General features: G+C 62.3%; 9 protein-coding genes. 1 reads left to right on the forward strand and 8 read right to left on the reverse strand.

The window, feature by feature from the left end:
- Positions 1 to 137 precede the first annotated feature (137 nt).
- Positions 138 to 1,892 carry a hypothetical protein gene (locus I41_RS14875; protein ID WP_145433619.1) on the forward strand — a complete coding sequence of 585 codons (1,755 nt, stop codon included), beginning with the start codon at positions 138 to 140 and terminating at the stop codon, positions 1,890 to 1,892.
- Here the strand turns inward: I41_RS14875 and I41_RS14880 are convergent.
- The 8 genes from I41_RS14880 to I41_RS14915 form a co-directional block, all read right to left on the reverse strand.
- Complete coding sequence (locus I41_RS14880; RefSeq protein WP_145433621.1) at positions 1,873 to 3,057, reverse strand: amidohydrolase family protein; 1,185 nt, start codon at positions 3,055 to 3,057, stop codon at positions 1,873 to 1,875. The genes I41_RS14875 and I41_RS14880 overlap by 20 nt on opposite strands.
- 4 nt (positions 3,058 to 3,061) lie before the next feature.
- Positions 3,062 to 5,374, reverse strand: a complete 2,313-nt coding sequence (locus I41_RS14885; RefSeq protein WP_145433623.1) for an ABC transporter permease subunit/CPBP intramembrane protease — start codon at positions 5,372 to 5,374, stop codon at positions 3,062 to 3,064.
- Between the two features lie 2 nt (positions 5,375 to 5,376).
- Complete coding sequence (locus tag I41_RS14890) at positions 5,377 to 6,144, reverse strand: ABC transporter ATP-binding protein (RefSeq protein WP_145433625.1); 768 nt, start codon at positions 6,142 to 6,144, stop codon at positions 5,377 to 5,379.
- 138 nt (positions 6,145 to 6,282) lie between these two features.
- A complete protein-coding gene (gene mqnC, locus I41_RS14895) occupies positions 6,283 to 7,428 on the reverse strand; it encodes a cyclic dehypoxanthinyl futalosine synthase (RefSeq protein ID WP_145433627.1) in 1,146 nt (381 codons plus the stop codon).
- Entirely contained in the window at positions 7,406 to 8,239 is an 834-nt protein-coding gene (locus I41_RS14900; protein WP_145433629.1) for a menaquinone biosynthetic enzyme MqnA/MqnD family protein, read from the reverse strand. Before I41_RS14900 ends, mqnC begins: the two co-directional genes overlap by 23 nt.
- A 138-nt stretch (positions 8,240 to 8,377) precedes the next feature.
- On the reverse strand, positions 8,378 to 10,192 hold the full coding sequence (locus I41_RS14905) for a putative ABC transporter permease subunit (protein ID WP_145433631.1): 1,815 nt from the start codon (positions 10,190 to 10,192) through the stop codon (positions 8,378 to 8,380).
- Positions 10,193 to 10,206: 14 nt separating this feature from the next.
- Complete coding sequence (locus I41_RS14910) at positions 10,207 to 10,929, reverse strand: ABC transporter ATP-binding protein (protein ID WP_145433633.1); 723 nt, start codon at positions 10,927 to 10,929, stop codon at positions 10,207 to 10,209.
- A 90-nt stretch (positions 10,930 to 11,019) separates the two neighbouring features.
- Positions 11,020 to 12,039, reverse strand: coding sequence for a hypothetical protein (locus I41_RS14915; protein WP_145433635.1), 1,020 nt, complete (start codon positions 12,037 to 12,039; stop codon positions 11,020 to 11,022).
- Positions 12,040 to 12,576: the final 537 nt, after the last annotated feature.

Consider the following 12,576-nt stretch of genomic DNA (forward strand, 5'->3'; position numbering starts at 1 on the left):
TTGCTCCCGCTCGCGGCGGGATGGATAATAACAGCCAATCTCGCCGTATTTCCCATGAGCTCAGGCGGACGCGCCCGCGGTGACGGCGCGTCGTGTACTCGGACAAACCAGCGATCAATCGATCACGAGAATTCAAGATGCCACGCCTACCGCTGCGGCCGTTGCTTGCCGTACTGATGCTGCTCGGCAGTCAAGATACCGGTCGCGCGGCCGGCATACTCGACCAGCTCCCCGCCGATGCGACAGGCTTCGTCGCCGTTCATCGTCTGTCGGCGGCGAGCGCGAAGGTGGAGCGCGTGTTGGCAATCTTCCAAGACCTGACGCCCGGGCCGCTACCCGCGCCGCTCGCCCTCGCGATGGGCGCCACGGGCATGGGCCCTGGGTTGAATCAAGACGGCAATGCCTTGCTGGCCCTTCTTCCCAGCGACGACGCGCCATTTCCGCCGCAGCCGCTGTTGCTCATACCGGTTTCTAACTACGCGGAGTTTGCCGGGAGCATTGGCGGCGACGCCGCTGGGGAGATTTGCCGGGTGACCATCGCCGGCGAAGAGGTGTTGCTCGCCAAGCGTGGCGATTTCGCAGCCTTGATGAACATCGAGCATCGCGCGCAATTCGAAAAAGTCCTCGCCGCCGCGCCGGCCGCGCCGGCCGACCTGGCTCCGCTGGCCGATTGGTTGGCGACGACTGATATTGCCGCCGGGCTAACACGCGCGGGCGTCGAGCGACTAACTGCCTTGGGACGGCGACAGGCCGCCGACTGGCGACAACGTGCGGAGGCGAACGCCGACGATCCCTTTGCGACTCCCGAGTTGCAACAGATTCGAGAAAGCATGCAGACCTACGAACTCATCTTCGAATTTCTCGGCGCCGAAATGAAGGCTGGCGCCGTCGGACTTTCAATCGATGAGTCGACCAACGTGAAGTTAGCGAAGCGCATCATCCTCTCGGAAGCGGGCGCATTCTCGACGCTCGCCAACGCTAGCCCCATCGCGGCGTCGCCGCTCAGTCGCTTCGCTGCGGGCCAGTACGTTGTCGCCGGCGGCGGACCAATTCCACCCGGCTTCGGCGCCGCATTCGCTTCGCTGGTCCGCCGTTTCGCCGAACAACTTCCCGCCGGCCAAGGATACGAAGGCTTTGCCGCCGAAGATTGGGAAAAGCTCGAAGAGTCTTATCGCTCGTCGCTCGACGGCGTCACGGCCATGGCGTTCGTCCTCTACGCCGGCGCGAAAGACGAGGGCCTCTTCAGCAACTACTACATGGTTTGCGACGTTGCTGATTCCAACGCTTACCTGGCAGGATTCCGGCGGTCGCTGGAACTCGACAACGAGCTCATGGCCAAAGCCGAAAACGACCTTGCATTCCCGTTTGAACTATCCGAGGCGACGATCGGCGGCAAGGGAGCGGTGGTCGGCGTCGCCGATGTTGGAGGGGCCGTCGCCGACCCGAACGTGCCGGCCGTCGAGTCCCTCATGAAGGCGCTGTTTGGCCCCGACGGCAAGATGCACCTCTACGCCGTCGCCGCCGATGCGAATACGACCGTCATCGGGTCGGCCACTCAAGAGCAGTTAGCCGAGGCCGTCGAGTTTGCTTTGAACGGCCAGTCCAGCCGCGCAGTCGAGTCGTCCGTCGGCGCCACGACGAAGCTACTCGACCCCGCGGCGCCGTGGCAAGCACTGATCAACCCGGCGGGCGCCATCGCCTGGGCGATGCGGGGCGCCCAGACGTGGGCCGCGACGTTCGGCGACGATGCGAGCGTCCCCCCATTCCCCGCGACGTCGCCCGTCGGCATCTCGCTGAATCTAACGAACGGGCTGGTCCAAGGGGAGCTCGTGATCCCGGTCGACTTACTCCAGGGGATCGCCGACTACGCGCTTAAGCTGCAATCAAAGTAGCGCGAGCATCAGGAGCGATCAACGCCTCGTACGGCGCGCGGCAGGCGCTGTCGCAGCGGACCATCGCTAAGTCAGCGCGCTTACCGGGGGCCAGGCTGCCCGCCGCTTGGCCTAGCCCCAACGCTTCGGCCGCATCGAGCGTCGCCATCCGCACCAGCACCGCCGAGTCGAGCTTCGGGAAGCGAGCGGCGGCGAACTGAATTTCGCCGAGCAAGTTGAGATCGGGGTTCGACGCCCGACTATCCGTTCCGAGCACCACGCGCACGCCCGCGCGTAGCATCGCTGGCAGGGGATACGGCGGGTGTTGAAAGTAGGCGTGCGTCCGCGGGCAGTAGACGACGCTCAACCGCTCCCGTCGCGCGGCGACGAAGGCGATCTCGTCGCTGTCAAAATAATTTCCGTGAATGGCCAGCGCGCGGGGAGCCTCGGCAAGTTGCCGCAAATAGTCGAGCGGCCGACTGCCGCGCGGAATGGCGTCTCCGTCCCACATGCTGCGCTCCTCGAGCAGTTCCCGAAATGGCCCGGCTCCGTCCCGCAGCAGCTGGAGTTCCTCAGGAGATTCGGCCAAATGCATCGCCACGGGCAGGCGCCGCGCTGACGCAATCGCGACGAGTTTCTGCAGCAGGTCTGGATGGACCGTGTAGGGGGCATGCGGACTAATTCCCGCGGCGGCGCCGGCGGCGGCGACGCGCCGTTCCATCTCAGCGGCAACTGAGTCAACGCGCCCCGCGGAGAACCCAATCGCTTCTTGAAATTGCACCATCCGCGCACCTGCGCGGCCCTGATAGAACGCGGCCGGCGAGGTGGCAATCTCGCCGATGGCCGTTACTCCGGCCGCCGCGGACTCGCGCAGCCCTGCGGCGATGGCCTCCTCGGGACGGCGATCGCCGCGGCCGCGGTCGGCGATCACCGTGCGGATCCAGGCCGGCAGGCTCATCCCCGGCCTGCCGAGCGGTTTAGCAAGACCGCTAAACTCTAAGTGCGTGTGGGCGTTGACCAGCCCAGGGAGCAGGACAACGTCGCCGAGATCGGTCACGGGGCCGCGATCCGGGTCGTCGGCGCCCACCTCGGCGATCATGCCGTCCGAGATGGCGACATAACCCCCTTCGATGGGCGGGGCGTCGATCGGCAGGACCCAGCGGGCTCGCAGCGTGCGGGCGGTCATAGGGTTACGCACCGAGAAGCGGAGAGTCTTGCCGTTGCCGCGCTTCTTCGAGTTGCTCCTCGACGGTTCTGGAGTAGCGCACGCCGTGCAAGCGCCAGAGAATGGCGGCCGCGACTGCCGCGCAGATCAGCACGCTCGGCGTTCGGTAGAGCAACGGCGACTCGCCGCCGAAGAGCACCCCCACGGGCGACGAGGGGTTCAACTCAGCCGTCTGGGCCAGTTTGTGAATCGAGAGTTGCAACGAATTATGGATGGTATGCAATAGAACGCAGGGCCAAATGCTTTCCGTTTGAACGGCGACGTAACCGATGATCATCCCCATCATCGTCGCCGAGATCTTCTGGTGGAGGAATGTGTGGACGAGTCCAAACGCCACCGCTGAGAGTGCGATCGCCCACCACTTGTGACCGACGTGGCGGAAGCCCGAGAGCACGAACCCGCGGAATGCGAGCTCCTCGCACAACGCCGGCAGGAGTGCCATGAGAGCGAGCGCCGCCAGCCAGTGAGGCGCTCCGTCGAGCGCTGAACCGATCGATTCGGCGATCTGCTCGGTCGCCTCGGGGACTGGATAGATTTTGGTGATTTGATTGGCGCCTGCGACGACGACAGGATGGAGGGCCAACGCTAGCACGGCCATCAACCAGAGGTGGCTCCATCGCGGGGTCCGCTCCAGCAGAAGCGTCTTGGCGGGCTCGCGGGTGAGCATAATCGTCATGAGGATCGATGGCGCAAAGACGCATGCCAGCTGACTCACCAAAATCGCCTTGGCAAGGAAGGCAAAGTCGAATTCGCCCGTCATCCCGGCGGAGAGGCTCACGAAAAACTGCGTGATCAAGATGATCGCGACGCAGAGCGCAGCCTGGGCGAAGCTCGGCGTTGCCTGTCGATCTCGCACCAAATGGACCAGCCAGCGTCCGATCTCCAGTCGTTCGCTTTCGCGGAAGAGGACCGACTCGCGATTGAACTGCTCCTCAGCCCAGCGAATCGCCAGCAGGCAGCAGATCAAGGTCACTCCCAACACGGGCCAAACGAACTTCAGGACGAGGGCAAACTGCCCTTCAATCACCGACCGCAGCAGCAGCACCATCCCGGTCACTGGAATAAAGCTGTTGCCCAGGTTCAACTCCACGCCGGGCGACATCGGCAACATCATCAGCGGCATCGTCACCAGCATGATCGGCATCAGATAATATTGGCCCTCCTTCGTGCTGCGTGCGAACGCCGCACAAGCCAGACACAGGGCGCTGAAGAGCGCCGAAATCGGCACGAGCGCCACCGCCAGCCACAGCAGCGACGTGAGCGGCGGCATCGTCATCGCCTCGGTAGCGCCGAACGCCCCCGACTTGCTGAGGTTGTCGATCACGAACTTGCCTGTCATCCCCAGGCTCCCAAGATTGAGCAGCGCCGTCACGACGCTGAACGTCATCACCGTCAGGAGCTTGCCCCAAACAATCTCGCGGCGCAGCGCAGGGCTCGTCAGCAACGTTTCGAGCGTGCCGCGCTCCTTCTCGCCGGCGCAAAGATCGACCGCCGGATAAAAGGCCCCGGTGAGGGCCCAGATGAAAACGAAGAACGGCAGCACCTTCGACCAGACGGCGGCCTGCCGCTGCTGCATCTGTGCCATGTCGCGCGGTCGCAACTCAAACGGGGTCGTCGCCTCGACGGGCACATTGCTCGCGGTGAGATTCTCGGCCGTGACCTCGTTCCGCCATCGCCGGAGAATTTGATCGACGCGCAGCTGAGTGACTTGGGACTTATCGTCGGCGGAATTGTAGAGAATGATCGGCTCGGGGAACGCCGTCGCTCCGGCCGCCTTGCGCTGGACGAGCGCCTGCCGCACGTCGCGGAGCCGGTCCTCGAATCCGTTCGGAAAGACCAACACGGCCTCGACTTTGCCTGCATCCAACAACTGCTTGGCCGCGGCGTCGAAGGCCGCTTCGTCGGCCGACGCTTGCGGCGCCGCGCCGGCGATCGGCAGCGATTTTCCCTTGCGCAGATCATCGGCCAGGTCGGGAAAATCCCGCGGCGAGTAAAGCTCGATCTTGTCGTGCCAATCGGGCTGATCGAACAGCTGGAGATCGAACCGGTTGTCGCGGATAAGCGGCGGCAGCCAGTCGGCGCTGCGCAATTGCCGCGTTCCCACGACGAGGACTCGCGCTTCGACCTTTTGCAGGAACTGCGTCAGTTGAAAGAAGCTCGTCCCCAGCAGCGGATAGAGGAGCAGGGGCAGCACGGCAATCAGAAACAACGTCCGCCGATCGCGCAGTTGATCGCGCATCTCGCGTAGGTAGATCAGTTTGACGTTCTTCAGTTGCATGTTCAGTTCGCTGCCGGCGCGCCAGCCAATCGTCGTTCGTTCGCACGAATCAAGTCAAAAAAGAGATCTTCGAGATCATGCTGGGCATGCTTCTCCCGCAGTTCGTCGATCGGTCCTTCCGCCAGCAAGCGACCATGGTGGACGATCGCCACCCGATTGCAGAGCCGCTCCGCCTCGCGCATGATGTGCGTCGAAAAGATGATGCACTTTCCTTGGTCGCGCAGTTCAGCCACCGCCTCGAGCAGCGAGCGCGCAACTAGAACATCGAGGCCATTGGTTGCTTCGTCAAAGATCAACACAGGCGGGTCGTGAACGATAGCGCGGGCGATCGACACTTTCTGCTTCATGCCGGTCGACATCTTGGCGCCGAGCAGGTCGCGAATCTCTTGCATCTGCAGACGATCGAACAGATGCTCCATGCGGTCTCGGAGCCGCTCGTCGTCAATGCCGTAGAGCTTGCCGAAGTATTCGACCATCTCCCATGCCGTCATCCGATCGTAGACGGCGGTGTTCGCCGACATGAAGCCAATGTGCGCCCGCACTTGGCTCGGCTGGGTGACGACGTCGAAGCCGTTGATGATCGCCGTGCCGCCCGTCGGCTGAAGCACGGTGCTGAGAATGCGAAGCGCCGTCGTTTTGCCGGCGCCGTTGGGACCGAGCAGGCCGTAAACCTCGCCCGGTTTGGCGGTGAACGACAGTCCGTCAAGGGCCACAAACTGCCCGCGATGGAGATCGGCGTAAGCCTTGCTAAGATTGCGGGCTTCGATCATGGCAACGTCGCGCGGCTCTCCGGCCTGCCGGCGCGCCGTCGGCCCGCCCGCTGATTCCACAGTCTGGCCACGTCGCCCGACTTACCATGAAGCTTACCAGCGGGGTATGGAAAAGTCGACGCAAGCTGCCTTTGCGACTCAGCTTACAACCGGCAACGGGTGTAGGTTGTGGCGGCTGTGCGGGTGGAGCGACTCGACCTCCGACCCCTCGTCGATGAGCTGATAGTGGACGTTACGCTGCCGCGGCACATAGCCGAGTTCGGAGATGGAATCTTTAATCTGCTGCAGCGTCAAATGGTGGACGGTCCCCGCTTCAGCGACCACGTTCTCCTCAATCATGAGCGACCCCATGTCATTGGCGCCGTAAAGGAGCGCCAACTGGCCGATCTTTTGGCCCTGGGTCACCCAGCTCGACTGGATGTTCGGAATGTTATCCAGATAAAGTCGCGCGACGGCGTTGGTTCTGAGATACTCAAAGGAGCCGGCCGGCGGCGTGTCGGCCATGTCGGTGTGATCGGGCTGGAACGTCCAACAGATGAACGCCGTGAAGCCGCCGGTCTCATCCTGCAATTGCCGCAGACGTTCCAGATGCTCAATTCGCTCCGCCAGCGTCTCGACGTGGCCGAACATCATCGTTGCTGAACTGCGGCCCCCGAGCTGGTGCCAGACGCGGCTGACGTTCAGCCAGTCGTCGGTCATCACCTTACCGCGTGTAATTGCGGCGCGAACGCGGTCCACCAAGATTTCGGCTCCGCCGCCGGGCAAGCTGCCCAGTCCCGCCGCCTTGAGCCTTTCCAGGATTTCCCGCAACGGCAGCTTCGAGACCTTGGTGAAATGATAGATCTCGGGAGGGCTGAAGCCGTGGATATTCACCTGGGGGAAGCGTCCTTTGATCGCGCGCAGTAGCTCCTCGTACCACTCGATCTTGTAGTCGGGATGGAGTCCGCCCTGCAGCAGAATCTGGTCGCCGCCGAGTGCCACTGTCTCGTCGATCTTGTCGAAAATTTCCTCATGCGTCAGCACATAACCTTCGGGCGACTTCGGCCGACGATAGAACGCGCAAAAATCGCAGACAGCCGTGCAGACGTTTGTGTAGTTGATGTTGCGATCGATGTTGTACGTGCGATAGTTCTCCGCATGGAGCCGCCGCGTGACCTCGTCGGCGGCGCGGCCAAGCGCGGCGAGATGGTGAGATTCCAAGAGGCGCAGCCCCTCTTCCGGCGTGAGCCGTCCGCCTGCGACCGCTTTCTCGAGTAAACCGTCAACGCTTAACATGGCAGTCATGGAATCGCAATTCGAGTTGATCGGAAATGAGCCCCAGCGCCGCCGCCCGCTGGAAGTAAAGATCGAGGCCGCGCCGCGCCGCGTCATCAAGGAAGAAATTCAGGTTGTCGCGCAGATATTGGAGCACCAATGGCCGCGGCAAGTCCATCGCGGCAGACTGCTCAGTCGCAATCGATTCCAAGTCGCGTAGCCCGTGATCACGCGCTGCATCCAAGGCCGGCTCGAGCTCCGGTTCGTCCAGGCCTGGCCGCGCCGCCCACACGGCAAAGACAAACGGCAGCCCGGTGGCGCTGGTCCATTCGGCGCCGAGATCCCACGACTGGCAGAATCCTGTCGCTGGCGCGCGAATCGCACGATCGCCGATGACCAGTACGGCGTCGGCGGTCGAGTCCAGCGGCGACGACGCGAGCGGCAATAGCTGCAGTTTCGGACGAACCCCGAACTGATCGGCAAGCAGGATCTGAGCGAGGACGGCGCTGGTGCGCGAGCCTTCGTCGAGCGCCAGCGTAGCGACCTCCGCGGGCGGGCGGCGAAAAAGCAACTTCACGCTCAGCACGGGCCCGCGACAACCAATGCAGGCGGTCGAGATGATCGACCATTCGGGATGGCGGGCGAGTTCGATGCAGGGCGCCAGGGCGACGTCGAGGCGGCCGGCAGCGAGATTGTCCGCCAGCCGGCTCGGAAAATCGAACGAGATCTCAGCGGCCGGCAGCAGCGACTGTAGCCCGCGCACCAGCGGCACGGTGTTGAGGTAGGTCACGGCTCCAATGCGGAGCGGGCGGGCGGGTCGATCGGTCAACGCGGAAGGCATGAACGAATCCAAACTCAACGGCGAACTTCACTTATGTTTGCCGAATTATATGGGGACGGGCCCCCGCCGCCTAGTTTGACGGCAGGCAAGGCTACACCTATCTGACCGCGAAAAGCGATGACCCTTAACGACGATCGGCTAGACTTCCAACCGTCGAAAGGCCCGCAGCCCGCCCCGCAACGGCAGGATCGTGACGATGGCGGCCAGAATCATTGACGCCAAGATCCCGAGCATCAGCCAAAATCGCAGGTACTGCGGCTGAAGGAGCTTCGGCGGCATTTCGGTCTTGCCGGCCAGAAGGAAGAAATGGCAGGGGAGGGCCGTCATCAGCACCACAGCCATGATGTAGAGGGCGCTGAGGACCAAATTCAAGGTCCCGCCAAAGCCGGCGGCAATCTTGGACGGCGACTGCTCGCGAAAATTCGGCATCATCGCCCCGAACCCAACAGCCATGCCCGCCAGACCGAGGCAGAGGAGCAGGCAGATCAATTGATGCACGGCGACCACCATGAAGGAGACGTCGAGCATCACGTCGCTGATCCCTACGAGCGCCGCGCACGGCAGCCACGAGCCGCATGCAGCGAACAAGAACTTTCCCCAAAGGATTGTGTCACGGTCCACCGGCAGTCGACTAAGAATCCAAAACCGCCGGCCTTCCAAACTAATGAGCGGATAAATGAAGCGCGTCGTGAACGTCGACAGAATGAGCCCGACCACGGCCAGATTTAGAAAGCTGACGATGTTGACCCAGGTGAGAACGTTAATGTCCGACTTGTGCTGCCGAAAGCGGTCGACGTTCGCAAAATAGAGGAGCAGCAGGCCGAAAAAGATCAGGAACTGCGACCATTGCACGGGATCGCGACGGAACAGGCGCAAGTCCTTCATAATCAGCAGACGCGTTTGCACGGGAAAGGGCTTCAGCAGAAAGCCAGCGAGGCGATCGACCCATGCCAGCGTCAGCTTTGGCTTCTTCGCACGCCGGGCGTGGAGTTCCCAATAACTAGGCCGAAAGACGCGCTTCCCCAACCACACGAAGAGCAGGTGCAACACCAGCGCGTTCGACACCAGCACAACGAGGTATTTTCCTGCTTCCAACCAGGGCAAATCGCGAGGATTGTTCTGCGACCGACGCACCGCCTCGATGAGCGCGTTGCTCAACCAGCTGCTGGGCAGCCACTCGCCGCGGGCGAAGCGAAATCTTTTCAGCGTATCCTTAAACCAGGAGTTGCCGAGGAATTCGGTCTCCGAGAATTCAAGGGTCTTCCAGATTGACTGATACGCGACGACGATGATCGCCAGTGCGACGACGCCGACGGCAATCCTGCGCATGCTGGGCAGGCGGTAGATCAACAACAGACAGAGAATGGCGCCGATCGTGCACGGAATGTAGGCGAATGACGCCATCAATGGCAACAAGTACGCGAAGTAGTACCATGGCGCCTTCGCTACCATGCCGTAGGCCAACAGCATCGGACTGGCCAGCAAGAAAAAGCCCCAGCTGCTGAAGAGCAACGCTTCTTGAAAGCGGTAGAACACCAGGCGTTCGTCCCGCACCGGGAGCGTCATCAAAAACGCCGTTTCCCGCGATGGGTAAAGCCCGCCGTAGAGAATGATGCCCGACGAGAAAATGAGCATCACCTGCAGCGAAAGAAAGAAGAGGGGAAACACAAACAGCATCGTGTCGGAATGGTAACGCGAGCCGGGCGATTCAACGTAACGAATGACGAAGTCGAAGCCCTTGTAGAACAGGGCAAACAGCCCGCACCAGAAGAAGAAGCTCAGGCCGACGACCAATCCGGTGCGCAAGCGGGCGCTCGACAGCAGAAACTTCAGATGCGTGCGCGCCATCTGCATGCGCAGCCGCCAGAAGATTTGCCCCTCGCGGTCGGGCGACGGCAGCTTGCTGCACAACTCGATCAGCTGCGCATCGGTTGGCGGAGTTCGTTCGTTCATGGCGCTGACGGAAGTTAGCCGTCCATCATGGCCAAGTAAAGAGATTCGAGCGACTGCCCTGCCGCGGGGTTGAGCTGTCGCATCTCCTCCACCCGTCCTTCGAACATGATTTTGCCGCTCTTCATCACGCCGACTCGGTCGCAAATTGCCTCGGCCACTTCCAGCGTATGGGTCGACATCAGGACGGTCTTTCCCGCCTCAGCGTAGTTCTTCAACAGGTCCTTCACGAGCCGAATGCTGTGGGGATCAAGTCCGACCATGGGCTCGTCGACGACCAGCAACTCTGGTTCGTGAAGCAGCGCCGCGGCAAAGACAGTCCGCTGGCGCATGCCGTGCGAGTAACTCTCGGTAAGCTGATCCAGGAAGTCATTCAGTTGAAAGCGATCAGCTTCGCGGGCAACGGCCTCGACGGCCGCGGCGTCGGTCATCCCGTACATGTCCGCGACGAAGCGGAGGAACTCTCGACCCGAAAGCTTGTCGTAGAGAAACGGCAAGTCTGGAACGTACCCAATCAGCCGGCTCACCTCGCGTGGATGCTCGACGACGTTGAACGGGCCAACATGAATCTCGCCGCTAGTCGGCCGTAGCAGTCCGACGAGCATCTTGATGGTCGTCGTCTTCCCGGCGCCATTGTGTCCAAGCAACGCAAACAACTCGCCGCGATTAACGTGCAGGTTCAAGCAATCCACGGCGACTCGCGTGCCGTAGGTGCGCGTCACGTTATCAAAGCGGAGCATGAGGCGAGGCTGCGTCGACGGTCGCGGCGACGCCTAGGGGGTGAGGGGGACTGCGAGGGAACGTGATCAAGAACGAACGCCGACCCCAGGCTACAGTTGACCATCGGGACTATCGGCCGGCAACTCTGGAAGAGGCGCTGACCGGCGAGAATCCTCTGCCTCATGACCCTCCCCGTGACGCCGCCCGGGATAACGACGCCGGTATCCAGGTCCGCCCCACCTATCGCGACGATGTCCCGAATCGTTCAGCAGTTTGTTGCCCTGCTTGATGGCCTCCTCCTCCGGCAAACGGTCGAAGCGCAGGCGAGAGGTTGAAATCAGCACATCTTGCCGCAGCACCACCCCGTCAGACGCACGAACCCAAGCGATCGCTTGCAAGCGGGCGTCTTCCGGAACGCCGGGAGCCGGGGGCCCCGAGAACTCGACGCGCATCACGCGGTGGTTCTCGCCATCGAGCGTCAGCGTCTCGATGCCGGTGACCTCGACGTCGACCGTTTCGATCGGCGCCTTAGGGGCATGAAACGGGTTGTACACCTCTTCCGACCAGCGCCGTCCGACGTACAGGTAAGGCAGCTTGGCGTCAGGGAAGAGGGCTTCGCTCAGCGCCGCTTGGTTGGCGATGGGGACCTTGGGCTCGTAGGTGACGTCGCCGAACTTCACGTTGATGTCGAGGAAAGCTCCGTTGACCTTGCCATCGAGTTGCAGCACGCTGCTCACCTCGTTGATCGAGACGCGACTTCTGAACTTCGAAAAGTTGTCGAGTGAATCGAATTCCAACCTCGTGTGCGCGTCGAACTTCATGCTGCCGATATCGCCCACGACGCGCCGCATCAATGCCGGCACCAGGTCGAGCAGCGGCACGTCTTCGAGAATGACGCGATTTTCAAGATTGGTCGTGCCGAGGACGCCGGGCGTCCTCATGCTGGCCGCGTAGCCAACCTCGCGGTCGCCCCAGGAGACCTTCCAGGCGATCGGAACGCCCGGCTCGAATCCAGCGGCAAGCGGCGGCTCGCCCTCATGCAGCGAGGGTAGAATCTTATCGACCATCAGCCAGGACATGCTGCCCAGCCAAAGGACGATCACCGCGCAGACGAACACTCGGTTGGCCATGAGAGGCTGCTCCCCAACCGCAATGACTCCAGAACATCCCTGACGACGGCCGCTTCAATCGGCGGGCGCCGGAAACGACCGATCCCGGCGCGCTCGGGCGGAACGCCACCACCATGATAACGTCCGCACGCGAAATGGGCGAAGGTTATTCGCGAGCGCTAGCCCGGCGTGGTCGCACTGTTCCTCGGCTGAGTTGGCGAGTTGCCAACGCATTAAGCTAACCCCGCCAGCGCAATTTTAGGTCGCGCTGGCTGCCACGCTGACAGAACCGGCTCCAGAATGAGCGCAGAAGCGCGAACCAAGACGATTCCGCATCCCCCTTAGTTTCGGGGAAAGACGGTCCGACCCCCCAAGGTGCAACCAGGCGATTTTTCGACGGCCTCAAGGCGTTTGGAGCTGGCGCTGGCGATATGCCCCGCTGGAATCGGTAGGAACGAATCGTTCGGCGCGTCAGGAACGGCACAATGATTGCAATCTGGCCGCCATATTACTTGGCGCCCGCCACCCGGGGGGGATGGCGACAGACGCCTGATGAGG

Origin of the sequence: Lacipirellula limnantheis (genome assembly GCF_007746075.1) — a bacterium.
GTDB lineage: Bacteria > Planctomycetota > Planctomycetia > Pirellulales > Lacipirellulaceae > Lacipirellula > Lacipirellula limnantheis.